This is a genomic window from Pseudomonas sp. TWI628 (assembly GCF_039673865.1).
Lineage (GTDB): Bacteria > Pseudomonadota > Gammaproteobacteria > Pseudomonadales > Pseudomonadaceae > Aquipseudomonas.
This window is the reverse complement of sequence record NZ_JBDJMM010000028.1, coordinates 18,578-41,693: the sequence shown is the minus strand read 5'-3', so window position 1 is coordinate 41,693 and position 23,116 is coordinate 18,578. Positions and strand designations below refer to the sequence as shown.

The window sequence follows — 23,116 nt, the reverse complement described above, 5'->3', positions numbered from 1 at the left end:
CCTCAGAGCCTCTGCTGTTTGCACCATTGCACAGGTGAAACCCGACGTCTTAGTTCGAGTCTGGACCGTAGATGTCGAAGTTGAAGTACTTCTTCTCGATTTCTTTGTACTTGCCGTTGGCGCGGATGGCGTCGATGGCCTTGTTGATGCGCTCGCGGTTGGCGTCGTCGCCTTTGCGCACGGCGATGCCGACGCCGTCACCGAAGTACTTCACGTCGGTGAACGATGGGCCGACGAAGGCGAAGCCCTTGCCGGCGTCGGTTTTCAGGAAGCCGTCTTCAAGCAGGGTGGCGTCGGCCACGGTGCCGTCCAGGCGGCCGGCGGCGACGTCCAGGTAGATTTCGTTCTGGGTGCCGTAAGGCACAACGGTTGCACCTTTCGGAGCCAGCACTTCCTTGGCGAAGCGGTCGTGGATCGAACCACGCTGCACACCGATCTTCTTGCCCTTGAGCTCGTCGAGGCTGTCACTGACGGTGGTGCCTTCCTTCATGACCAGGCGCGCTGGGGTCAGGTAGTAGCGCTTGGTGAAGTCGACCGACTTCTTGCGATCATCGGTGATCGACATGGACGACAGAATGGCGTCGATCTTGCGCACTTTAAGCGCCGGGATCAGGCCGTCGAACTCTTGCTCGACCCAGGTGCACTTGACCTTCATCTCTTCACACAGGGCGTTGCCGATGTCGTAGTCGAAACCGACGATGCTGCCGTCCGGCGCTTTGGAGGCGAACGGTGGGTAAGCGGCTTCGATGCCGATCTTCAACGGTTTTTCATCGGCCTGCGATACCAGGGAAAACACGGAAAGCGCCAGGGCGCCAAGCAGTGCGAGCTTCTTCATCAGGTAACTCCATCGGTACGGGGCAATACGAGGCAGGGGTAACAACTGCCCGATATGCGAATGGGTACAACGCGAGCCGCGCAGGTTTCGACCAAGGTCGCAGACCACGAGCGAGTGAGTGGCATTTTAACGACAGCCCGGTAGTCGATATTTCTTCAAAGCGACAACTACTTATAGAAGCGCTTGAAATCGCGGCGGGCGATGTTGACAGCTTTTGCAAATCATGCAAGAGCTCGAGAGAAATAACCTGTTAGCCAAGCAATTAGCGGGCCTATTATTGGCAAACCCTTGCAATACGGCAAGTGTAGCGTTTCACCTTGCTGAAAATGGCCGCGCGAACGCACCGAAATGGCACGGAACTGTTTCCGTGCGCCCCGTTCCTGTGCGAAATCGGTGACAGAAGAGTTACCGATGATTGTCGGGTAACAGTAAAGCAAAAACCCCGCCGGTTGCCCTGGCGGGGTTTTGCACCATCGGTAACGCGGGCTTGTCAGGCCGAAGCCAGGCTCATCGCCTTGTGGGTATCGATCAGGTGTTGCACCACACCTGGGTCAGCCAGGGTCGAGATGTCACCCAGGGCATCGTACTCGGCCGTGGCGATCTTGCGCAGGATACGTCGCATGATCTTGCCAGAACGGGTTTTCGGCAGGCCCGGCGCCCACTGGATCACATCCGGCGAAGCGATCGGGCCGATTTCCTTGCGCACCCAGTTCTTCAGCTCCAGGCGCAGCTGCTCGCTCGGCTCGATACCGGCATTGAGGGTGACATAGACATAGATGCCCTGCCCCTTGATGTCGTGCGGCACACCGACCACTGCTGCCTCCGCCACCTTGGCGTGGGCGACCATGGCGCTTTCGATCTCGGCGGTACCCATGCGGTGGCCGGACACGTTGAGCACGTCGTCCACGCGGCCGGTGATCCAGTAGTAGCCATCCTCGTCACGCCGTGCGCCGTCGCCGGTGAAGTACATGCCGCGGAAGGTCTTGAAGTAGGTGTCGACGAAGCGGTCGTGGTCGCCGTACAGCGAGCGCGACTGGCCCGGCCAGGAATCGAGGATCACCAGGTTGCCTTCGGCAGCCCCTTCGATCAGGTTGCCCAGGTTATCCACCAGCGCCGGCACCACCCCGAAGAACGGACGGGTCGCCGAACCCGGCTTGAGCGGCGTGGCACCCGGCAGCGGGCTGATCAGCACGCCACCGGTCTCGGTCTGCCACCAGGTGTCGACGATCGGGCAACGCTCCTTGCCCACGGTCTTGTAGTACCAGTTCCAGGCCTCGGGGTTGATCGGCTCGCCCACCGAGCCCAGCAGGCGCAGGCTGGAACCGTCGGCGCCGGCAACGGCTGCCTGCCCTTCGGCCATCATGGCGCGGATGGCGGTCGGTGCGGTGTAGAGGATATTGACCTTGTGCTTGTCGACGATCTTCGACACGCGGGTGATGTCCGGGTAGTTCGGCACCCCTTCGAACAGCAGCGTGGTTGCGCCATTGGCCAGCGGGCCGTAGACGATGTAGCTGTGACCGGTGACCCAGCCGACGTCGGCGGTGCACCAGTAGACTTCGCCCGGGCGATAGTCGAACACGCGCTCATGGGTCAGCGCGGCATACACCAGGTAACCACCGGTGGTGTGCAGCACGCCCTTCGGCTTGCCGGTGGAGCCAGAGGTATAAAGGATGAACAGCGGCTCCTCGGCGCCCATTTCCTTCGGCGCGCAGTGGCTGGAGGCCACTTTCATCAGGTCTTCGTACCAGATGTCGCGGTGCTGGTGCCAGGCGATGTCGCCACCGGTGCGCTTGCACACGATGATCTTCTGCACGCTGTTGGTTTCCGGGTTGGTCAGCGCCAGGTCGACATTGCCCTTGAGCGGGGTGCGACGGCCGCCACGCAGGCCTTCGTCAGCGGTGATGACGATCTTCGACTTGCAGTCGATGATCCGGCCAGCCAGGGCTTCCGGGGAGAAACCACCGAATACCACCGAGTGGATGGCACCGATGCGGGCGCAGGCCAGCATGGCCACCACGGCCTCGGGGATCATCGGCATGTAGATAGTCACCACATCACCACGATGCACGTCCTGGCCACGCAGGGCGTTGGCGAACTTGCAGACCTGCTCGTGCAGCTCGCGGTAGGTGATGTTGCGGTGTTCGGAAGGGTCGTCGCCTTCCCAGATGATTGCCAGCTGGTCGCCGCGCTCTTCGAGGTGGCGGTCCAGGCAGTTGGAGGAAACGTTGAGAGTGCCGTCGGCAAACCACTTGATATCGACATGGTGGTCGTCGAACGAGGTCTGCTTGACCTTGGTGAACGGCTTGATCCAGTCCAGACGCTGGGCCTGCTCGCGCCAGAAGCCATCCGGGTTGATCACCGATTGCTGGTACATGGCCTTGTAGGTGGCCTCGTCGGTCAGGGTAGTGGCCGCAACCTCGGGACGAACGGGATACAGTGGAGCCGCACTCATCTGTGTTACCTCGGTGTAATAGTTGTTGTTGTATGGAATCGTTTGTAACTGTACCAGAGCGGGAAAAACCATACGACGATGGTAGTAGCGCGACCGGAAAATCTTCATGTGAACGGCGCGGAAGGCTCTAGCCCGCAGCCGCCGGCCCGGCCAGGGGAAAATGCGATCGCGCCTGCCGGGGGATTGTTACAGAATCTGGAAAAAGGCAAAAAAACTTTATCAAAACGCCATCTGTTTCCCTTAGTTGCCCAGGCATAAGATTCACCTCGCCAGCAACGGCAAGGCGATTAACTACTGGAAACAGCCCCCACGAAGGCAATCGGTTAATCCCCCTCTAATTTTTATAGTTGAACTTTGGCTGTACTCGCGGCGCCACAAGCGCCGCGTGCCCCCTCACGACCTTAGACAGGTAAAATGAAAATGAAAGCTTTACTGGTATTGGTACTTGGCGGTCTTTGCGGCGCGGCGATGGCCGGCGAAGCAAACAATGTCGAGCAGATTCCGGTTGAACAGTACAGTTACTCGCAGCACCTGGACATTGCTCGCGTCATCTCCATGAGCGAAGTGCCCAACGTGTGTGAAGTCGTGCCCGCCCGCATGACCTACGAGGACTCCAAGGGCCAGAAGCACATTCTCGAATACCGCGTGATGGGGAACGGCTGCTCCAACGGCTGACACCTTGAATCGGGGCCCTGTCGGGCCCCGTTCGCGTTGTTGCCCACCCACAACTTCCGCGCCGCCATGCACGTTAACGGACTATTAAATAACCGCTATTTAATCTGCCGACTTGCCCAGCGAATAATCCCGCAACTTATTGGCAATCGTCGTATGGGAAACCCCCAGGCGTTTACCCAATGCCCGGCTACTTGGAAACTCGCCCATCAGACTTTCCAGTACCGCCTTTTCAAATCGTCCGACAATCTGCGCAAGATCCCCGTCCAGCGAAAACTCGCCCAACGGTTGCCGCACGCCATAGTCCGGCAAGCGAATATGCTCCCCTTTCACCACCCCGCCCTCGCATAACGAAACGGCCTGGAACAACACGTTCTCCAGCTGCCGCACATTACCCGGCCAGTGATACTGGCTGAGCTTGTCCATGGCCGCTGGCGCCAGGCGCGGCATGACGCAGCCGATCTGTCGGCTGGCCTGGTCGAGGAAGTGCTGTACCAGACCTTCCAATCCGTCCATGCACTCGCGCAGCGGCGGAATGTGCAGCGACAGCACGTTGAGCCGGTGATACAGGTCCTGGCGGAACTCGCCACGGGCGCACAGTTCGGACAGGTCCACCTGGGTGGCACAGATCACCCGCACATCCAGGTACACCTCTTCGTCGCTGCCGACACGGCGGAAGCAACCATCCTGCAAGAAGCGCAGCAGCTTGACCTGCAGGCGCGGGCTCATCTCCCCCACGCCATCGAGGAACAAGGTACCCCCAGCAGTCAACTCCAGCAGCCCCAGCTTGCCCTCGGCACGCGCCCCCTCGAAAGCCCCAGGGCCATAACCGAACAACTCGGTTTCGGCCATCGACTCAGGCAGGCCGGCGCAGTTGAGCGCCATCAAAGGCGCCTGGCCACGCGGGCTGGCCAGGTGGCAGGCGCGGGCCAGCAACTCCTTGCCGGTGCCGGTCTCACCTTCGATCAGCAACGGCGCATCCAGCGGGGCCATGCGCCGCGCCTCGCGCACCACTGCCGCCATTACCCGCGAGCTCTGGAAAATACTGTCAAATCCGCGCAACTCCTGTTTACGCACGTTATAGATGCGCTCACCGATGCGGTCGGCGCGGTGCAGGGTCAGCACGGCACCGGCCAACGCCTCGCTTTCGTCGTGCTCGGATTGCAGCGGCGCGATATCGGCCAGGAACACATCCCCCTTGACCTTGATGCGCAGGCCATTGATGCGCGACTTGTTGGCGCGCACCAGCTCAGGCAGGTCGAAGTCCTCGACATAGCGCGCCAGCGGCATGCCCGGCACTTCGTCGACGCGCACCCCGAGCAACTGCGCCGCACTGCGGTTGGCGGCGACGATGCTGCCGCCCATGTCGATCGACAGCACCGGGAAGTCCAGCGCGCCAAGCAACGCATTGAGCTCCATGTGCCGGCGCTCGCTGGGCATCAGGCCGACGCGCTTGACCCCGAACACACCGGCAATCGACTCGAACTTGGGCCGCAATGCCTGGAACTGCAGATTGATCAGGTTCGGGCAGTGCAGGTAGATGGCGTTGCCATGGTCACCCCCCACCTCGCCGCGCAATACGTTGATGCCGTATTCCACCAGCAGGTTGAGGATGTCGCGAAGGATGCCGATGCGGTTCTGGCAGTGCACTTTGATACGCATGGATGCTCTCGAAGCGGCGAGGTTTTTCAACCTCGCGCGGAAAAGTCGTAAAGATAAGCTGACAAAAACCACCTAAAAGGCAGCTTGATGACCCGGATTTTCCGGCATGCCGGGCATTTTGTAAAATTATCGTTACGCAAGGCAGATCAAAGGGCCCCCGCCAGCAGGGCCTGCCCTCGTGCAAATCATCCGGTGAAGGGATATTCCTAAGTCATGTCGTGGACATAACAAGAAAAGCCCTCACCAGGAGAGCCACATGAAACAGACGCAATACGTGGCACGCGAGCCCGATGCGCATGGTTTTATCGATTACCCGCAGCAAGAGCATGCGGTATGGAACACCCTGATCACCCGCCAGCTGAAAGTCATCGAAGGCCGCGCGTGCCAGGAGTACCTGGACGGCATCGACCAGCTCAAGCTGCCCCATGAGCGCATTCCGCAACTGGGCGAGGTCAACAAGGTGCTGGGCGCCACCACCGGCTGGCAGGTCGCCCGGGTACCGGCGCTGATCCCCTTCCAGACCTTCTTCGAGCTGCTGGCGAGCAAACGCTTCCCGGTCGCCACCTTCATCCGCACCCCGGAAGAACTGGACTACCTGCAGGAACCGGACATCTTCCACGAGATCTTCGGCCACTGCCCGCTGTTGACCAACCCGTTCTTCGCCGAATTCACCCACACCTACGGCAAGCTCGGCCTGGCCGCGACCAAGGAACAACGCGTGTACCTGGCGCGCCTGTACTGGATGACCATCGAGTTCGGCCTGATGGAGACCGCGCAGGGTCGCAAGATCTATGGCGGCGGCATCCTCTCTTCGCCGAAAGAGACCGTCTACAGTCTTTCTGGCGAACCTGAGCACCAGGCCTTCGACCCGATCGAGTGCATGCGCACGCCGTACCGTATCGACATCCTGCAGCCGCTGTACTTCGTGCTGCCGAACATGAAGCGCCTGTTCGACCTGGCCCATGAAGACATCATGGGCATGGTCCAGCAAGCCATGCAGCTGGGGCTGCACGCACCGAAATTTCCACCCAAGGTCGCTGCCTGAGCGCCTTGCCGATAACAACTCGAAGCGGAAACCACACCCATGAATGCCTTGAATCAAGCCCACTGTGAAGCCTGCCGCGCTGACGCACCCAAGGTCACCGACGAGGAACTGGCCGAGCTGATCCGCGAGATCCCGGACTGGAACATCGAAGTCCGCGACGGCCACATGGAACTGGAGCGCGTGTTCCTGTTCAAGAACTTCAAGCAGGCCCTGGCCTTCACCAATGCCGTGGGCGAGATCGCCGAAGCCGAAGGCCACCACCCTGGCCTGATGACCGAATGGGGCAAAGTCACCGTGACCTGGTGGAGCCACTCGATCAAGGGCTTGCACCGCAATGACTTCATCATGTGCGCACGCACCGACAAGGTCGCCGAGACGACTGAAGGCCGTAAGTAAGCACCACGAACAGGGCCGCAAGGCCCTGTTTTTTTGCCCGCAAACTGTCCGGTATCCGCCCGTAAAACCGACAAGCGACCGGGAAAAGTTACAAACTGTCATCCAGACTTGTGTATCCTGCCCCAGCTTTACGAAGCTTCGAACGCGCCTGGCGCAGACTTTTCACTCACACTTGCGAGGAACGACGAGATGCATGAAATCCCGAATCTTCCCTTCCCAAGCCTGAACCCAGAAGAGCCATCCGTTACCGTCCACGCCGAACCGACGCCTGCCGTCGATCAGGATGGTGACGACCAATCCAGCGCTGACCAGGAATAAACCGCGCATCCCTGCGACTGTGTGAAAACGGCTGACCTGCGGGCTACCCCCGTCATCACGTTTTCACACCGTCACGAACCTCTGCCACGAAGCCCCCCATGCCTGACTCACCGCGCCCTCTTGCGGTCACCCTGCAAGTCGTTTCCATCGTCCTCTTCACCTTCATCGGCTACCTGAACATCGGCATCCCCCTCGCCGTGTTGCCCGGCTACGTGCACAACGACCTCGGCTTCAGCGCCGTGATCGCGGGCCTTGTGATCAGCGTGCAGTACCTTGCCACCCTGCTCAGCCGCCCTACCGCCAGCCGTATCATCGACAACCACGGCAGCAAGAAGGCGGTCATGTATGGCCTGGCCGGCTGCGGCCTGAGCGGCGTGTTCATCCTGGCCTGCGCCTTCCTCACCGACCTGCCCTGGGTCAGCCTGGGCTGCCTGCTGGTCGGCCGCCTGGTGCTGGGCAGCGCGGAAAGCCTGGTGGGTTCCGGCTCGATCGGCTGGGGCATCGGCCGGGTCGGTGCCGAGCACACGGCCAAGGTCATTTCCTGGAACGGCATCGCCAGCTATGGCGCGCTGGCCATCGGCGCGCCCTTGGGCGTACTGATGGTCAAGAGCCTGGGGCTGTGGAGCATGGGGGTGAGCATCCTCCTGTTGTGCACGCTGGGCCTGCTGCTGGCCTGGCCGAAACGCGCAGCGCCTGTGGTCAGTGGCAAGCGCCTGCCGTTCATGCAGGTGCTGGGCAAAGTGTTTGCGCATGGCTCGGGGCTGGCCCTCGGCTCGATCGGCTTCGGCACCATCGCCACCTTCATCACCCTGTATTACGCCAGCCGCGGCTGGGCCAATGCGGCACTGACCCTGAGCCTGTTCGGCGCCAGTTTCATTTGTGCGCGGTTGCTGTTCGGCAACTTGATCAACCGGATTGGCGGGTTCCGGGTGGCAATCGTTTGCCTGTCGGTGGAAACCCTTGGGCTGCTAATGCTGTGGCTGGCGCCGAATGCCGAGATGGCGTTGGCGGGGGCGGCGCTGAGTGGTTTCGGCTTCTCGCTGGTGTTCCCGGCGCTGGGCGTGGAGGCGGTGAACCAAGTGTCGGCGGCCAACCGCGGGGCGGCGGTGGGGGCGTATTCGCTGTTCATCGACTTGTCGCTGGGGATTACCGGGCCGCTGGTGGGAGCGGTGGCGTCGGGGTTCGGCTTTGCTTCGATGTTTCTGTTTGCGGCTGCGGCGGCTAGCTGTGGGCTGGTGTTGAGCCTGTATCTTTACAAACAGGCCCGCCGGCGTCTGGAAAGCTGAAATGTGTGGCGCCCTTGAGGGCCTCTTCGCGGCTAAAGCCGCTCCTGCAGGATGTGTAGGAGCGGATTTATCCGCGAAAGGGCTGCAAAGCAGCCCCCAAGCCCCTCAAGGTCAACGCTTGGCGTACTGCAACACCACCTCAAGCGGGTGGCGCATCTGCCGCTCGGTCATGCGCTTGACCTGGCTGCGGCACGAGTAGCCGGTCGCCAGCGCCTCACCTTGCTTGTCCAGCTTGGTCGCCCACGACTGCTCGAAGATGGTCCGTGAAACCTCCTGGTTGCGCGCCTCGTGGCCGTAGGTACCGGACATGCCACAGCAGCCCGTCGCCTCGGTCACCAGCTTCAGCCCCAGGCGGGCAAATACCTGTTCCCACTGTTTGGTACTGGCCGGCACGTTGGTTTTCTCGGTGCAGTGTGCCATCAGGCGGAAGTTGCCCGGCGCGGCAGGCGCCTGTTCCGGCAGCACATCCATCAGCCACTCCTGCGGCAGCAGCACCTGCGGGCATTCTTCCAGGCCTGGCACCTTCTGGTACTCCTGGCGGTAGACCAGGGTCATCGCCGGGTCCAGGCCCACCAGCGGCACGCCGCAGTCAGCCAGGGCCTTGAGCTGGGTGGCATTGCGGATCGCCGCCTTGGCGAAGGCACCGAGGAAGCCTTGCACGTGCAGCGGCTTGCCGTTGGCGCTGTAGGGCGCCAGGAACACCCGGTGGCCGAGGCGATGGGCCAGCTCGATGAACGCGGCCAGCAGCGGCGTTTCGAAGTAGCGGGTGAAGGCATCCTGGACCAGCACGATGCTGCGCTCGCGCTGGGCCGGGGTCAGCTCGCGCAGGGCCGGCACACTGGCCACGCCGACGCGGCAGCGGGTCAGGGTCGACTGGAAGTTGAAGCGGCTGATCAGTGGGCTGTCGACCATGCCGACCTTGTCCGCCAGCAGTTTGCCGACCCACTTCGAGCCCATCACCGCGTTGTACAGGCCCGGTGCATGGGCCAGGTACGGGATGGTGAATTCCAGCGAGCCGATCAGGTAGTCACGCAGCGGGCGCTGGTAACGGCCGTGGTATAGCTCGAGGAAGCGCGAGCGGAAGTCCGGCACATTGACCTTGATCGGACACTGCCCGGCGCACGACTTGCACGCCAGGCAGCCGGCCATGGCGTCGTACACCTCATGGGAGAAGTCTTCCTGGCCCTGGTTGCGTGCGCGGTTGTTGCGCAGCCGCGCCGGCAGGCCCTTGAGCCACGAGACCTTGTTGCGCGCCGCCGCCAGCACGTCGATGTTGGCCTCGCCTTGCAGGCGCAGCCATTCGCGCATCAGCGAGGCACGGCCCTTGGGCGAATGCTGGCGCTCGCGGGTGGCCTTCCACGATGGGCACATGGCGTCGTTGGGGTCGTAGTTGTAGCAGGCGCCGTTGCCGTTGCAGTGCACGGCGCTGGGGAAGTCCTGCCAGACGCGCTCGTCGATGGTGCGGTCGAGGTCACCGCGCAGGGTCACGCCATCCACCGGGGTCAGGCCTTCGGCGCTGCCTGGCGGCGTGCAGATCTTGCCTGGGTTCAGCTGGTTGTACGGGTCGAAGGCCCCCTTGAGGCGCTGCAGTGCCGGGTACAGCTCACCGAAGTACTCCGGCACGTATTCCGAACGCAGGCCTTTGCCGTGCTCGCCCCACAACAGGCCACCATAGCGCTTGGTCAGCGCCGCCACCGCATCGGAAATCGGCTTGACCAGCGCCGCCTGGGCCGGGTCTTTCATGTCCAGTGCCGGGCGCACGTGCAGCACGCCGGCGTCGACGTGGCCAAACATGCCATAGGCCAGGCCATAGCCATCGAGCAGTGCGCGGAAGTCGGCGATGTAGTCGGCCAGCTGCTCGGGTGGCACGGCGGTGTCTTCAACGAACGGTTGCGGGCGCACTTCGCCCTCGACGTTGCCAAGCAGGCCCACCGAGCGCTTGCGCATGGTGTAGACGCGGGTCACCGCCTCGGCGCCCTCGGCCAGGGTGTGGCCCAGGCGCTCGACGCTGGTGTCGCTCTGCAGGTGGTCGATGAACGCCTGGACCCGGGCGTTGACCTCGGCCGGCTCGTCGCCGCAGAACTCCACCAGGTTGATACCCAGGGTCGGGCGCTCGGGGTCGGCCGGGAAGTATTCGGCAACGCTGTGCCAGACGATGTCCTTCATCGCCAGCATCAGTACCTTGGAGTCGACCGTCTCGATCGACAGCGGCTTGAGCGCCATCAGTGCGTTGGCATCGCGCAGGGCGTCCATGAAGCTGGTGTAGCGCACGTTGACCAGCACGGCGTATTTCGGAATCGGCAGCACATTGAGCTTGGCTTCGACCACATAGCCCAGCGAGCCCTCGGCACCGCACAGCACACTGTTGAGGTTGAAGCGGCCCTGCTCGTCGCGCAGGTGCGCCAGGTCATAGCCGGTCAGGCAGCGGTTGAGCTTGGGGAAGGTAGTCTCGATCAGTTCGGCCTGGGTTTCCTGGATCTCCCGGGCCATGCGGTACACCTCGCCAACCCGGCCAGGCGCGGCGCAGGCCTGTTCCAGCGCGGCGTCGTCGATCGGCAGGCTGTGCAGGCGCTCGCCGCCGAGCAGCACACTGTGCAACTCCAGCACGTGGTCGCGGGTCTTGCCGTAGGTGCAGCTGCCCTGGCCGCTGGCGTCGGTGTTGATCATGCCGCCGACGGTGGCGCGGTTGGAGGTGGACAACTCAGGGGCGAAGAACAGGCCGTGGGGCTTGAGCGCGGCGTTGAGCTGGTCCTTGACGGTACCGGCCTGGACTCGCACCCAACGCTCCTCGACATTGATTTCGAGAATCTGGTTCATGTGCCGCGACAGGTCGACGACGATGCCGTCGGTCAGCGACTGGCCATTGGTGCCCGTGCCGCCGCCACGCGGGGTCAGCTTGACCTCCTTGAAGCGTGGCTCGCCCATCAGCGTGGCCACGCGCGCCACGTCGTCGGCGTCCAGCGGGAACACCGCCGCCTGCGGCAGGCGCTGGTAGATCGAGTTGTCGGTGGCCAGCACCGTACGGGTGCCGTAGTCGGCGCTGATCTGGCCACGGAAGCCACTGTTGCGCAGGGCTTCGAGGAATTCGGGGTAGTTGGCGCTCGGCGCAAGGGTCGACAGCTGGGCGATCATCGAAGGATGGCCTCTTGACATGGGCTAATTCACGGGAATCCTGTCGTTCCGGCATGCATTGTTTCATGCAGGGATGACGTATACGCCAATGTTCCTGTAGTTTCGCTTCAGGGGCAAACGGATAATCCTGCCGCTATCAATGACTTTTATGAATGAATTACCGCCACCTGACGCCATCCATGTCATTGCTGCTGGCTTTCGAGGCCGCCGCCCGGCATGAAAGCTACACCCGTGCCGCCGCCGAACTGTCGCTGACCCAGAGCGCGGTCAGCCGCCAGGTGCAGGCACTGGAGCAGCAACTGGGCCTGACCCTGTTCCGTCGCGAGGGCCGCCAGGTGCAGCTGACCGACGTCGGCCGGCTGTACCAACGCGAGCTGAGCGAAGCACTGGGGCGTATTCGCAGCGCCACCTTGCAGGCGTTGGCCTACCAGTCCGGTGTCGGCACCCTGCGCCTGGCCACCCTGCCCACCTTCGGCTCGAAGTGGCTGCTGCCGCGCCTGCATGCGTTCTACAGCGCCCACCCGGGCATGCTGGTGCATATTCATTCACGCATCGAAGCGATCAACTTCGACACCAGCGAGATCGACGCCGCCATCGGCGTGGCCAGCCACGACCTGCCGGGGCTGATCTGCCATCGGCTGCATGCCGAGGAACTGGTGGTGATCTTGCCGCCGGAAGCGGGCGGCGATGCCCAGGGCTGGAGCCCGGCACGGATCAGTGAAGAGGTATTGCTGAACGTGGCCAACAACCCGCACGCCTGGGGTGAGTGGTTTTCCCACCACGGCCTGCCACACCGGGCGATGCGCCTGGGGCCGAGCTTCGAACTGACCTCACACCTGATTCAGGCGGTACGGGCCGGGATCGGCATCGGCCTGGTACCGAGGATTCTGGTGGAGGAAGAGTTGGCCAAGGGCGAACTGTTCAGCCCCGGGGCGCCGTTTGCCAGCCAGCGCAGTTATTACCTGATCTATCCACCGCGCAATGAGGCCTTGCCTTCACTGAGGGCATTTCGCAGTTGGTTGCTGGAGCAGATCTGAGGCCGTGACAAGCAACAAAAAACCCGATGCCAGCCACCTGACATCGGGTTTTTTCAAGCAGCCAAACAGTTACTTGGCCACGGTACCGGCAGCGCCATTGGCCTGCGGCCGACGACGGCCTTTGGCCAGGTACGCCAGCAGCATCGCCACCAACCACACCGGGATCGCGTACACCGACACCTGGATACCCGGAATCATCAGCATGATGCCCAGGATCAGCACCACGAAGGCCAGCACCACGTAGTTGCCGTACGGGTACCACAGCGCCTTGAACAGCGGCTTCTGGCCGACACGGTCAAGGTGCTGGCGGAACTTCAGGTGCGAGTAGCTGATCATCGCCCAGTTGATCACCAGGGTCGCGACCACCAGCGACATCAGCAGCTCCAGTGCATTCTGCGGCATCAGGTAGTTGAGCAGCACGGCAATCAGGGTCACCGCCGCCGACACCAGGATCGAACGCACCGGCACGCCGCGCTTGTCGACCTTGGCCAGCGCGGCCGGGGCATCACCCTGCTCGGCCATGCCCAGCAGCATGCGGGCGTTGCAGTAGGTGCCGCTGTTGTACACCGACAGTGCTGCGGTCAGGACCACGAAGTTCAGCAGGTTGGCCGCCACGTCACTGCCCAGCAGCGAGAACACCTGGACGAACGGGCTGCTGCCGTAGCTGCCGCCGGACGCATCGATGCTGGCGACCAGGTTATCCCATGGGGTCAGCGACAGCAGCACGATCAGGGCACCGACATAGAAGATCAGGATGCGGTAGATGACCTGGTTGATCGCTTTAGGGATCACGGTCTTCGGCTTGTCGGCCTCGGCGGCGGTGAAGCCGAGCATTTCCAGGCCACCGAACGAGAACATGATGAACGCCAGGGCCATCACCAGGCCGCTAACCCCATGCGGGAAGAAGCCACCGTGGCTCCACAGGTTGCTCACCGAGGCGTCAGGGCCGCCGTTGCCGCTGGTCAGCAGGTAGGCGCCCAGGCCGATCATGCTGACGATGGCCACGACCTTGATGATGGCGAACCAGAACTCGGCCTCACCGAAGAACTTCACGTTCATCAGGTTGATGGCGTTGATCAGCACGAAGAACGCTGCCGCCGTGACCCAGGTCGGGATCTCCGGCCACCAGTAGTGCACGTACTTGCCCACCGCCGACAGTTCCGACATGCCCACCAGGATGTACAGCACCCAGCAGTTCCAGCCCGACAGGAAACCGGCGAAGCCGCCCCAGTAGGTGTGTGCGAAGTGGCTGAACGAGCCGGCCACCGGCTCTTCGACGATCATCTCGCCGAGCTGGCGCATGATCATGAAGGCGATGAAGCCGCAGATGGCGTAACCGAGGATCATCGACGGGCCGGCGGATTTCATCACGCCTGCCGAGCCGAGGAACAGGCCGGTACCAATCGCGCCGCCGAGGGCGATCAACTGGATGTGGCGGTTCTTCAGGCCCCGCTTGAGCTCGCCTGAATGCATGTTTTGTCCACTCATGAACGAAGTCACCTGCATTGTTTTTATCTGTGACGGAATCGGACCCACCGCGCTCGTGGCGCAGCGGAATGGGCAAGGTGGTTACCTTGGGTTTCCTGCCAACGGATGCCGCCGGGGCGGATCAGCCAGGTGTGGGCAAGAGTGCGCGGTACGCAAGAGGGTCACAGGTAAAACGCGGCGCACTGTATACCCCTGCAAACGCGCAGGCGTCAACGCGTTGCATCGTTTCCTTGGGAAAAAACGCAGCGATCCTGTGGTAGGTGCCTGAAAAGGCGAAGTGATCGGCGTACATGGCGCCTCCATTTGTTGTTCTGTTGGCCCGGCTCTTTGGACGGGCTTTTGCACACGGCAATGAGCGCTATATCACCGTGGTACGGGGGTTTGAGCAAGATGGGGCGGTGTGGAGGCTGGGGGTTTGCGGGGGGGTAGCGCGGCAAGTTCTGTTTACACGAACAGGAAAATTCCGAATTGCGGGCTGAATTCGGGCCGCTCTGTATAAATTTCTTTACGCGGTGGTTTGGAAACTTGCCAGTCGTCCGAAAATTTCTTTTTCTTCAATATCTTGGGGCAGCTGCGCAACCCAAATTCTCACAGGCATAAAAAAACCAGCCCGAAGGCTGGCTTTTGATTACCGCTCTGACACATCAGCCACGCGGCTTGCCACGACCACGGCCGGCCGGCTTGTCACCGTCAGGCTTGCTTGGGCGCTTGCGCATTTCGCTCGGGCGTTCGGCCACGGCGCTGCCACGGCTGCCTTTGCGCGGAGCTTCGTCACGGGACTGGCGTGCAGGGCGCTCACCCGAAGTATCGCGCGGCTGACGTGCCGGGCGCTCACCCGAGGTATCGCGCGGCTGGCGTGCCGGGCGCTCAGCGGCCGCAGCACCGCCCTCATGGGCTGGACGCAGGCTACGTACGCGCTCATTGCGCCCCATAGGCCGGCTCGATTTGCGCTGCAGGCGCTCCATCTTGTCCTTGGCCTTGAGGTTCAGGGTTGGCAGCGCAACCGGCTGCAGGCCCACCTCGGCGGCGAGGATGTCGATTTCGCCCTGGGTCATTTCACGCCAGCGGCCCATCGGCAGGTCGGAGTTGAGGAACACCGGGCCGAAGCGCACACGCTTCAGGCGGCTGACCACCATGCCCTGGGATTCCCACAGGCGGCGTACTTCGCGGTTACGGCCTTCCATCACCACGCAGTGGTACCAGTGGTTGAAGCCTTCGCCACCCGGCGCCTTCTGGATGTCGGTGAACTTGGCCGGGCCGTCTTCGAGCATCACGCCCGCCTTCAGGCGATCGATCATCTCGTCGTCGACTTCACCACGCACACGCACGGCGTACTCGCGGTCCATTTCGTAGGACGGGTGCATCAGGCGGTTGGCCAGTTCGCCGTCGGTGGTGAACAGCAGCAGGCCGGTGGTGTTGATGTCCAGGCGGCCGATGTTGATCCAGCGGCCTTCCTTCGGCCGCGGCAGGCGGTCGAACACGGTCGGGCGCCCTTCCGGATCGTCACGGGTGCAGATCTCGCCATCGGGCTTGTTGTACATGATCACCCGGCGCGTGGCCTCGGCGGCCTCTTCGCGCTTGATCAGCTTGCCGTCGACGGTGATGGCGTCGTGCAGGTCGACGCGCAGGCCGAGGGTGGCCTCGACGCCGTTGACCTTGATGCGGCCCTGGCTGATCCAGGCTTCGACGTCACGGCGCGAACCGACGCCAATGCGCGCCAGCACTTTCTGCAGCTTTTCGCCGGCTGGCGGGGTGATTTCGGTATTTTGCAGGTCTTGCTCACTCATCTGGGCACCTCCCGGTGTAGGAATGAAATCAGGGTCTTGGCGACGAACGCGCCAAAGGGCCGCGCATCATACGCGGTTCGCTGGGGGAACGCACTGCAGGGTAGAGGGTTTTGTCGGCCCCGAGCAGGATTTCTGCTCAATGGTGGTACGCGTCAGGGGGCCGACTTGCCCTCGTCCTCCACCGAGGCCTCGGGCTCTTCATCGCGAAGGTCGTCGAAGTCGGTCTTCAACCCTTCTTCCATCTGGTCCAGCTCCACCAGCAGGCTGCGGAAGCTGGTCTCTTCCTTCGGCTCACCCACCTCTTCGTCCTCACCCAGGCTGGCATCGGCCAAGGCCTGAATGTGCGCCGGTACCGGGGCATCATCCGGGTCGAGCAGCGGCTCCGGCTCCATCTCGCGCAACTCGGCCAGCGCTGGCAGCTCGTCCAGGCTCTTGAGGTTGAAATGATCGAGAAACGCCTTGGTGGTGGCGAACATCGCCGGGCGCCCGGGCACCTCGCGGTGGCCGACCACGCGAATCCACTCGCGCTCCATCAGCGTCTTGATGATGTTGCTGTTGACCGCCACGCCCCGCACATCCTCGATCTCGCCACGGGTAATGGGCTGGCGGTAGGCGATCAGCGCCATGGTTTCCAGCAAGGCGCGGGAATAACGCTGCGGGCGCTCCTCCCACAGCCTTCCCACCCAAGGCGCGAAGTCTTCACGAATTTGCAGGCGGTAACCGGTGGCCACTTCCTTGAGCTCGAAAGCCCGCCCGGCACAGGACTTGGCGAGCACTTCCAGGGCCTTCTTGAACACCTTCGGCTCGGGGCGCTCGGCCTCCTCGAACAGCTCGTAGAGGCGTTCGAGGGACTGCGGCTTGCCCGAGGCGAGCAGGAAGGCTTCGATCAGCGACGCCAGGTCGCGGGGTTCATTCAGGTTCATCAGGTTCTTCGACAGACTCGGGGCGCAGCCGCACATGGATCGGCGCAAAGGGCTCATTCTGCACCAGTTCGACCAGCGCTTCCTTCACCAGCTCGAGGATCGCCATGAAGGTCACCACCACGCCGAGCTTGCCCTCCTCGGGCGTGAACAGCGCGACGAACGGCACGAAGGCGCCGCCCTTGAGGCGCTCCAGCACGTCGCTCATGCGCTCGCGGGTAGACAGCGTCTCGCGGGTGATCTGGTGGCTTTCGAACAGGTCGTTGCGGCGCATGACCTCGGCCATGGACACCAGCAACTCTTCCAGGCTGACCTGCGGCAGCAGCTTGCGCACCTTGGCCTGGGGCGCCTCAAGGCGCGGCACGACGATCTCGCGGCCCACCCGCGGCAGCTCGTCGAGGCCTTCGGCGGCGGCCTTGAAGCGCTCGTATTCCTGCAAGCGGCGGATCAGCTCGGCGCGCGGGTCGCCCTCTTCTTCCTCGACCTCGGCCGAGCGCGGCAGCAGCATGCGCGACTTGATCTCGGCGAGCATCGCGGCCATCACCAGGTACTCGGCGGCCAGCTCCAGGCGCACGCTCTTCATCAGCTCGACATAGCCCATGTATTGGCGAGTAATCTCTGCCACGGGGATGTCGAGGATGTCGATGTTCTGCTTGCGGATCAGGTACAGCAGCAGGTCCAGCGGGCCTTCGAAGGCTTCGAGGATGACTTCCAGGGCGTCCGGCGGGATGTACAGGTCCACCGGCATTTCGGTCAGTGCTTCACCGTAGACCAGCGCCAGCTGCAACTGCTGGGGCGAAGCGGCCTGCTCGGCCGGCGCCTCGGGTACTTCCACCTGACTCACGCGTTGACCATGAACGGCGTGGGGTCGCCGCAGCCTTCGCGGATCAGCTCAGGTTCGTCGCCGGACAGGTCGATGATGGTCGAGGCCTTGAGGTCGCCGAAGCCGCCATCGATCACCAGGTCGACATGGTGCTCCAGGCGCTCGCGGATCTCGTAGGGGTCGGTCATCGGCTCGGTGTCGCCCGGCAGGATCAGGCTCACGCTCATCAGCGGCTCGCCCAGCTCGGCCAGCAGCGCCAGGGTGATGGCGTGGTCGGGTACGCGCAGGCCGATGGTGCGGCGCTTTTCATGCAGCAGCAGGCGCGGCACTTCGCGGGTACCGTTGAGAATGAAGGTGTACGGCCCGGGCACATGGGCCTTGAGCAGGCGGAATATGCCGGTATCGACCTTGGCGTACAGCCCCAGCTGCGACATGTCGCAGCACATCAGGGTGAAATTGTGGGTCTTGTCCAGGCCGCGCAGGCGGCGCACGCGCTCGATCGCTGTCTTGTCGCCGATCTGGCAACCCAGGGCATAGGCCGAGTCGGTCGGGTAGACCACCACGCCGCCCTTGCGGATGATCTCCACCGCCTGGCGGATCAGACGCGGTTGTGGGTTCTCCGGATGAATCTGGAAAAATTGGCTCACGAAGTCGTCCTGTTCATAGCGCCATAGGCTGTTCATGGCTGAATCGACGCCACAGAGGTGGCAAGTCCTCGGGCAATGGCCGGTAGGCACCGATCTCGCCCCAGGTGCCGGGGCCGTGGAAATCGCTGCCAGCACTTGCCAGCAGGCCGAACTCACGGGTAAGGATGGACATCGTGCCCACCTGCTCGGCCGGCATCATCCCGTTGACCACTTCAAGTGCCTGCCCGCCTGCCTGAATATAGTCGGCAATCAGCCGCCTGCGCTTGCTGCGGGTCAGATCGTAATGCATGGGGTGCGCAAGGCTCACCCAAGCGTTGGACTGGCGCAGGGTGGCGACAGTTTCGTCGAGTGTCGGCCAGTGCTGCTTGACGTCGCCCAGCTTGCCGGCCCCCAGCCACTTGCGGAAGGCCTCGGCGCGGTCCTTGACATGGCCGGCGCGCACCATGAACTCGGCAAAATGCGGCCGCGCCGGGGCGTTGCCGCTGTCACCCAGTTCTTGCTGCACGGCCCGCGCGCCGTCGAGGGCGCCCGGCATGCCCTTGGCCGCCAACCGTTTGTCGATTTCCTCGGCGCGCAACCAGCGGCCACGGTGCAGGGCCTCGATGGCCTGGAGCAAGGGCGGCGCATCGAGCGGGAAATTGTAGCCCAGCACGTGAATGGTCGCGCCACCCCAGGTGCACGACAGCTCTACCCCGCTGACCCAGCGCATGCCACGCGCGTGGCAGGCCTGGCGCGCCTCGGGCAGCCCTTCGAGGGTGTCGTGGTCGGTCAGTGCCAGCGTTTGCACCCCGTGCTCATGGGCCCGGGCGACCAGGTCCGTGGGCGACAGGGCGCCGTCGGAGGCCGTGCTGTGACAGTGCAGATCAACATTCATGGAGGAGCGCTTTCGCTGGAATCGATGTTTGTTATTATGCCGTCACATCCCGATTCTGGCTGCCATTGTGAAACAATTCATCGATTTCATCCCGCTGCTGCTGTTCTTCATCGTCTACAAGCTCGACCCGCGCCCGATGGAGGTCGCTGGCCACAGCTTCGAATTCGGCGGCATCTACAGCGCCACGGCGATGCTGATCATCAGCTCGCTGGTGGTGTACGGCGCGCTGTTCCTGCGCCAGCGCAAGCTGGAGAAGGGCCAGTGGCTGACCCTGGTCGCCTGCCTGGTGTTCGGCGGCCTGACCCTGACCTTCCACAGCGAAACCTTCCTCAAGTGGAAGGCGCCGGTGGTCAACTGGCTGTTCGCCCTGGGCTTCGCCGGGAGCCACTTCATCGGCGACCGGGTGCTGATCAAGCGCATCATGGGCCACGCGCTGACCCTGCCCGATGTCATCTGGTCGCGCCTGAACGTAGCCTGGATCGTCTTCTTCGTATTCTGCGGCGCCGCCAACCTGTTCGTTGCCTTCACCTTCCAGAGCTTCTGGGTCGACTTCAAGGTGTTCGGCAGCCTGGGCATGACCGTGATCTTCCTGGTGGCGCAGGGTGTGTACCTGTCGCGTCACCTGCACGACGACCCTTCCACCTCCAAACCCAAGGATTGACATGCTCTACGCCATCATCGCCAGCGACGTCGCGAACTCCCTGGAAAAGCGCCTGGCTGCACGCCCGGCGCACATCGAGCGCCTGCAGCAGCTCAAGGCCGAAGGCCGCGTGGTGCTGGCCGGCCCGCACCCGGCCATCGACAGCAACGACCCAGGTGAAGCCGGCTTCAGCGGCAGCCTGATCGTCGCCGAGTTCGACTCCCTGGCCGCCGCCCAGGCCTGGGCCGATGCCGACCCGTACATTGCCGCAGGCGTGTACGACAAGGTCATCGTCAAGCCGTTCAAGCAAGTCCTGCCTTGAGCTGCCACCGCGTCGCCGATCAAGCCGGCGACGCGGTCTCCCCCGCTCGAATTGCACGCTCGCCCTCAGTCTGCGGTATCTTTGCCACTGGCGGACACAGAAGACGCCGTCAATGGTTGAATTGAGTGAGTCATGAGCGAGCTGTTACTGATTGATGATGACCAGGAACTCTGCGAGCTGCTCGGCAGCTGGCTGACCCAGGAAGGGTTTGCGGTACGCGCCTGCCATGATGGCCAGAGCGCGCGCCAGGCGTTGGCCGAGCATGCCCCGGCGGCCGTGGTGCTGGATGTGATGCTGCCCGACGGCAGCGGCCTGGAGCTGCTCAAGCAGCTGCGCAGCGAACACGCCGAGCTGCCGGTGCTGATGCTGTCGGCCCGTGGCGAGCCACTGGACCGCATTCTCGGCCTGGAGCTGGGTGCCGACGATTACCTGGCCAAGCCCTGCGACCCCCGTGAGCTCACCGCCCGCCTGCGCGCCGTGCTGCGCCGCAGCCACCCCACTGCCACCACCACCCAGCTGGAAATCGGTGACCTGGCGTTCAGCCCGGTGCGCGGCGTGGTCAGTATCGATGGCCGCGACATGAGCCTGACCCTGTCCGAAAGCCGCATCCTCGAAGCGCTGCTGCGCCAACCGGGCGAGCCGCTGGACAAGCAGGAACTGGCGCAGATCGCCCTGGGGCGCAAGCTGACCCTGTATGACCGCAGCCTGGACATGCACGTCAGCAACCTGCGCAAGAAAGTCGGCCCACACCCCGATGGGCGGCCGCGGATCGTCGCGCTGCGTAGCCGCGGTTACTACTATTGCCTGTAAACCTGCATGGGGCCGCCTGCGCCCCATCTTTACCCTGCCTTTACCGTCCGCTGACTGCGCTTGACCTTGATCTCCCTAGACTGAGCTCATCCGGTAACCACCGGCCCATGACAGGAGAGACACCATGCGCAAGACCCTTATCGCCCTGATGTTCGCCGCCGCCCTGCCGACCGTGGCCATGGCCATGCCTGAAGGCGGCCAGCGTCACGACGGCCCGCATCATCGCGGTGATGCGCCTTTCGCCCAACTGGACCTGAGCCGCGACCAGCGCCAGCAGATCGGCAAGCTGATGGGCGAGCAGATGCAGAACCGCCGCGAAATCACCGAGCGTTATCTGAACAAGTTGCCGGCAGCCGACCAGAAGGCCATGAAAGACGAGCTCAAGGCCAGCCACGACAAGACCGACAGCCAGGTCCGCGCGCTGCTCAAGCCTGACCAGCAGAAGAAGTTCGACGAACTGCAAAAGGAACGCGAAGCACGCAAGGCTGAATGGAAAGAGTTCCAGGCCTGGAAAGCTGAAAAAGCTGGCAAGGCCCAGTAAGCTGTCCTCCCAATGCCCGGCCCGCCCTCACGCGGGCCGGGCTTTTCCCGTTTTCAGGAGGTGCTCTTGCGTTCTCTGTTCTGGCGCATCCTGGCCAGTTTCTGGCTGGCTATCACCCTGGTCGCGGGCCTGTCGATCCTGCTCGGCCACATGCTCAACCAGGACGCCTGGATCCTCAGCCGTCACCCGGGCCTCAAGACCATGGCCAGCGAGTGGGCCAAGCATTATGAGCAGGAAGGCCTGGAGTCTGCCCAGGCCTTTTTGGAGCGACGCAAGGAGCGCTACAAGATCGATGTGCAAGTGCTCGACGACAGCGGCGATGCCGTGGTGCCCGGCACCTTCCCGCGCCGCGCTGCGGCGTTCGAGGCGCGTCAGCACAATGACGAGCGCCGCCTGCCGTGGCGGCGCCTGACCGAGGAATACACCAGCCCCGACAGCGGCAACACCTACCTGCTGATCTACCGCATCCCACACCCGGAGCTGGACGCCTGGCACCGTGAGAGCCTGCTGTGGCCGTTGAGTGCGCTGGGCATCGCCTTGGTGGTGCTGACCTTGTTCAGCCTGCTGGTGACCCTGTCGATCACCCGCCCGCTGAGCCGCCTGCGCGGCGCCGTGCACGACCTTGGCCAGGCCAGCTACCAACAGAACAGCCTGGCCCGCCTGGCCGCTCGGCGTGACGAGTTCGGCGTGCTGGCCCAGGACTTCAACAAGATGGGCGCACGCCTGCAGAGCCTGATCGGCAGCCAGCGCCAGCTGCTGCGCGACGTGTCCCACGAGCTGCGTTCACCGCTGGCCCGCCTGCGCATTGCCCTGGCCCTGGCCGAGCGCGCCGAAACCGAACAGCGCCAGGCCCTGTGGCCACGCCTGACCCGTGAATGCGACCGCCTGGAAGACCTGATCAGCGAAATCCTGACGCTGGCCCGGGTCGATGCCGAACAGGCCCATGCCGAACCTGTCGACCTCAACGCCCTGCTCGGCAGCGTGCGCAAGGACGCTCAGCTCAGTGCACCGGAGCAGGAAGTGAAGCTGGAGGCGCAGCCGGGGCTGGCGCTGCAAGGCTGGCCGACGCTGATCGAGCGTGCCGTGGACAACCTGGTGCGCAATGCCCTGCGCTTCAACCCGCAGGGGCAGCCGATCGAGATCAGCGCGCAGCGCGAGCAGCAGAAGATCGTGTTGAGCGTGCGAGACCATGGGCCGGGGGCGGCGCCGGAGCATTTGGCGCAGTTGGGTGAGCCGTTCTTCCGGGCGCCGGGGCAGGAAGCAGCGGGGCATGGGCTGGGGCTGGCAATTGCGCGCAAGGCGGCGGAGCGGCATGGCGGCAGCCTGGTGCTGGAGAATCACCCGCAAGGTGGGTTTGTGGCCCGGTTGGAGTTACCTGAGAACATTGCTGCCAACTGACAGTAAGCCGGGGCTGCTATGCAGCCCCCTC

The 23,116-nt window shown here is 63.4% G+C and carries 20 protein-coding genes; 10 read left to right on the top strand and 10 right to left on the bottom strand.

Annotated features, from left to right (window positions below):
* Positions 1-49 precede the first annotated feature (49 nt).
* The gene (locus ABE528_RS20920) at positions 50-835 is read right to left on the bottom strand and encodes an ABC transporter substrate-binding protein (protein WP_152956313.1); all 786 of its coding nucleotides are present in this window, start codon (positions 833-835) and stop codon (positions 50-52) included.
* A 490-nt stretch (positions 836-1,325) separates the two neighbouring features.
* On the bottom strand, positions 1,326-3,287 hold the full coding sequence (gene acs, locus ABE528_RS20915) for an acetate--CoA ligase (RefSeq protein ID WP_346653964.1): 1,962 nt from the start codon (positions 3,285-3,287) through the stop codon (positions 1,326-1,328).
* 420 nt (positions 3,288-3,707) lie between these two features.
* Here acs and ABE528_RS20910 point away from each other — a divergent pair, with 420 nt between their 5' ends.
* Entirely contained in the window at positions 3,708-3,962 is a 255-nt protein-coding gene (locus ABE528_RS20910; RefSeq protein WP_085675843.1) for a DUF2790 domain-containing protein, read from the top strand.
* A 99-nt stretch (positions 3,963-4,061) separates the two neighbouring features.
* On the opposite strand, the gene ABE528_RS20905 is transcribed toward ABE528_RS20910, so the two are convergent.
* On the bottom strand, positions 4,062-5,621 hold the full coding sequence (locus ABE528_RS20905; RefSeq protein WP_346653963.1) for a sigma-54-dependent transcriptional regulator: 1,560 nt from the start codon (positions 5,619-5,621) through the stop codon (positions 4,062-4,064).
* A 256-nt stretch (positions 5,622-5,877) separates the two neighbouring features.
* On the opposite strand from ABE528_RS20905, the gene phhA reads away from it, so the two are divergent.
* The 3 genes from phhA (at position 5,878) to ABE528_RS20890 (ending at position 8,666) form a co-directional block, all read left to right on the top strand.
* Positions 5,878-6,666 (top strand): phenylalanine 4-monooxygenase, encoded by a 789-nt coding sequence (phhA, locus tag ABE528_RS20900; RefSeq protein ID WP_152956316.1) that lies wholly within the window; start codon positions 5,878-5,880, stop codon positions 6,664-6,666.
* 39 nt (positions 6,667-6,705) lie between these two features.
* Positions 6,706-7,062 carry a 4a-hydroxytetrahydrobiopterin dehydratase gene (locus ABE528_RS20895; RefSeq protein WP_346653962.1) on the top strand — a complete coding sequence of 119 codons (357 nt, stop codon included), beginning with the start codon at positions 6,706-6,708 and terminating at the stop codon, positions 7,060-7,062.
* 416 nt (positions 7,063-7,478) lie between these two features.
* The gene (locus tag ABE528_RS20890) at positions 7,479-8,666 is read left to right on the top strand and encodes an MFS transporter (RefSeq protein WP_346653961.1); all 1,188 of its coding nucleotides are present in this window, start codon (positions 7,479-7,481) and stop codon (positions 8,664-8,666) included.
* A gap of 111 nt (positions 8,667-8,777) precedes the next feature.
* Here ABE528_RS20890 and ABE528_RS20885 read toward each other — a convergent pair whose 3' ends face one another.
* Entirely contained in the window at positions 8,778-11,798 is a 3,021-nt protein-coding gene (locus ABE528_RS20885) for an FAD-binding and (Fe-S)-binding domain-containing protein (RefSeq protein WP_346653960.1), read from the bottom strand.
* Between the two features lie 152 nt (positions 11,799-11,950).
* Here ABE528_RS20885 and ABE528_RS20880 point away from each other — a divergent pair, with 152 nt between their 5' ends.
* Positions 11,951-12,835, top strand: a complete 885-nt coding sequence (locus tag ABE528_RS20880; RefSeq protein WP_346653959.1) for a LysR substrate-binding domain-containing protein — start codon at positions 11,951-11,953, stop codon at positions 12,833-12,835.
* Positions 12,836-12,904: 69 nt separating this feature from the next.
* Here the strand turns inward: ABE528_RS20880 and ABE528_RS20875 are convergent, their stop codons facing one another.
* The 6 genes from ABE528_RS20875 to ABE528_RS20850 all read right to left on the bottom strand — a co-directional run bounded on the left by ABE528_RS20875 (position 12,905) and on the right by ABE528_RS20850 (position 19,374).
* Positions 12,905-14,323, bottom strand: a complete 1,419-nt coding sequence (locus ABE528_RS20875) for an amino acid permease (protein WP_178120071.1) — start codon at positions 14,321-14,323, stop codon at positions 12,905-12,907.
* 644 nt (positions 14,324-14,967) lie between these two features.
* A complete protein-coding gene (gene rluB, locus ABE528_RS20870; protein WP_346653958.1) occupies positions 14,968-16,110 on the bottom strand; it encodes a 23S rRNA pseudouridine(2605) synthase RluB in 1,143 nt (380 codons plus the stop codon).
* A gap of 152 nt (positions 16,111-16,262) precedes the next feature.
* Positions 16,263-17,033, bottom strand: coding sequence for an SMC-Scp complex subunit ScpB (gene scpB / locus ABE528_RS20865; RefSeq protein WP_346653957.1), 771 nt, complete (start codon positions 17,031-17,033; stop codon positions 16,263-16,265).
* Entirely contained in the window at positions 17,020-17,745 is a 726-nt protein-coding gene (locus ABE528_RS20860) for a ScpA family protein (RefSeq protein ID WP_346653978.1), read from the bottom strand. Before ABE528_RS20860 ends, scpB begins: the two co-directional genes overlap by 14 nt.
* A 125-nt stretch (positions 17,746-17,870) precedes the next feature.
* Positions 17,871-18,500 (bottom strand): L-threonylcarbamoyladenylate synthase, encoded by a 630-nt coding sequence (locus ABE528_RS20855; RefSeq protein WP_346653956.1) that lies wholly within the window; start codon positions 18,498-18,500, stop codon positions 17,871-17,873.
* Positions 18,501-18,513: 13 nt separating this feature from the next.
* Positions 18,514-19,374 (bottom strand): PHP domain-containing protein, encoded by an 861-nt coding sequence (locus tag ABE528_RS20850; protein ID WP_152956325.1) that lies wholly within the window; start codon positions 19,372-19,374, stop codon positions 18,514-18,516.
* 67 nt (positions 19,375-19,441) lie between these two features.
* On the opposite strand from ABE528_RS20850, the gene ABE528_RS20845 reads away from it, so the two are divergent.
* The 5 genes from ABE528_RS20845 to ABE528_RS20825 all read left to right on the top strand — a co-directional run bounded on the left by ABE528_RS20845 (position 19,442) and on the right by ABE528_RS20825 (position 23,085).
* Complete coding sequence (locus ABE528_RS20845) at positions 19,442-20,035, top strand: septation protein A (protein WP_346653955.1); 594 nt, start codon at positions 19,442-19,444, stop codon at positions 20,033-20,035.
* Between the two features lies 1 nt (position 20,036).
* Complete coding sequence (locus tag ABE528_RS20840) at positions 20,037-20,336, top strand: YciI family protein (RefSeq protein WP_008091826.1); 300 nt, start codon at positions 20,037-20,039, stop codon at positions 20,334-20,336.
* A 132-nt stretch (positions 20,337-20,468) separates the two neighbouring features.
* A complete protein-coding gene (locus ABE528_RS20835; protein ID WP_152956327.1) occupies positions 20,469-21,146 on the top strand; it encodes a response regulator transcription factor in 678 nt (225 codons plus the stop codon).
* Positions 21,147-21,270: 124 nt separating this feature from the next.
* Positions 21,271-21,687, top strand: coding sequence for a Spy/CpxP family protein refolding chaperone (locus tag ABE528_RS20830; RefSeq protein ID WP_152956328.1), 417 nt, complete (start codon positions 21,271-21,273; stop codon positions 21,685-21,687).
* 60 nt (positions 21,688-21,747) lie between these two features.
* On the top strand, positions 21,748-23,085 hold the full coding sequence (locus tag ABE528_RS20825; protein ID WP_346653954.1) for a HAMP domain-containing sensor histidine kinase: 1,338 nt from the start codon (positions 21,748-21,750) through the stop codon (positions 23,083-23,085).
* The last annotated feature ends 31 nt before the right edge of the window (positions 23,086-23,116 follow it).

What these genes read in the sequence shown, in the direction of transcription:
- ABE528_RS20920 (WP_152956313.1), bottom strand. Translation starts at nt 835, where the DNA reads ATGAAGAAGCTCGCACTGCTTGGCGCCCTGGCGCTTTCCGTGTTTTCC.
- acs (WP_346653964.1), bottom strand. Translation starts at nt 3,287, where the DNA reads ATGAGTGCGGCTCCACTGTATCCCGTTCGTCCCGAGGTTGCGGCCACT.
- ABE528_RS20910 (WP_085675843.1), top strand. Translation starts at nt 3,708, where the DNA reads ATGAAAGCTTTACTGGTATTGGTACTTGGCGGTCTTTGCGGCGCGGCG.
- ABE528_RS20905 (WP_346653963.1), bottom strand. Translation starts at nt 5,621, where the DNA reads ATGCGTATCAAAGTGCACTGCCAGAACCGCATCGGCATCCTTCGCGAC.
- phhA (WP_152956316.1), top strand. Translation starts at nt 5,878, where the DNA reads ATGAAACAGACGCAATACGTGGCACGCGAGCCCGATGCGCATGGTTTT.
- ABE528_RS20895 (WP_346653962.1), top strand. Translation starts at nt 6,706, where the DNA reads ATGAATGCCTTGAATCAAGCCCACTGTGAAGCCTGCCGCGCTGACGCA.
- ABE528_RS20890 (WP_346653961.1), top strand. Translation starts at nt 7,479, where the DNA reads ATGCCTGACTCACCGCGCCCTCTTGCGGTCACCCTGCAAGTCGTTTCC.
- ABE528_RS20885 (WP_346653960.1), bottom strand. Translation starts at nt 11,798, where the DNA reads ATGATCGCCCAGCTGTCGACCCTTGCGCCGAGCGCCAACTACCCCGAA.
- ABE528_RS20880 (WP_346653959.1), top strand. Translation starts at nt 11,951, where the DNA reads ATGAATTACCGCCACCTGACGCCATCCATGTCATTGCTGCTGGCTTTC.
- ABE528_RS20875 (WP_178120071.1), bottom strand. Translation starts at nt 14,323, where the DNA reads ATGAGTGGACAAAACATGCATTCAGGCGAGCTCAAGCGGGGCCTGAAG.
- rluB (WP_346653958.1), bottom strand. Translation starts at nt 16,110, where the DNA reads ATGAGTGAGCAAGACCTGCAAAATACCGAAATCACCCCGCCAGCCGGC.
- scpB (WP_346653957.1), bottom strand. Translation starts at nt 17,033, where the DNA reads ATGAACCTGAATGAACCCCGCGACCTGGCGTCGCTGATCGAAGCCTTC.
- ABE528_RS20850 (WP_152956325.1), bottom strand. Translation starts at nt 19,374, where the DNA reads ATGAATGTTGATCTGCACTGTCACAGCACGGCCTCCGACGGCGCCCTG.
- ABE528_RS20840 (WP_008091826.1), top strand. Translation starts at nt 20,037, where the DNA reads ATGCTCTACGCCATCATCGCCAGCGACGTCGCGAACTCCCTGGAAAAG.
- ABE528_RS20835 (WP_152956327.1), top strand. Translation starts at nt 20,469, where the DNA reads ATGAGCGAGCTGTTACTGATTGATGATGACCAGGAACTCTGCGAGCTG.
- ABE528_RS20830 (WP_152956328.1), top strand. Translation starts at nt 21,271, where the DNA reads ATGCGCAAGACCCTTATCGCCCTGATGTTCGCCGCCGCCCTGCCGACC.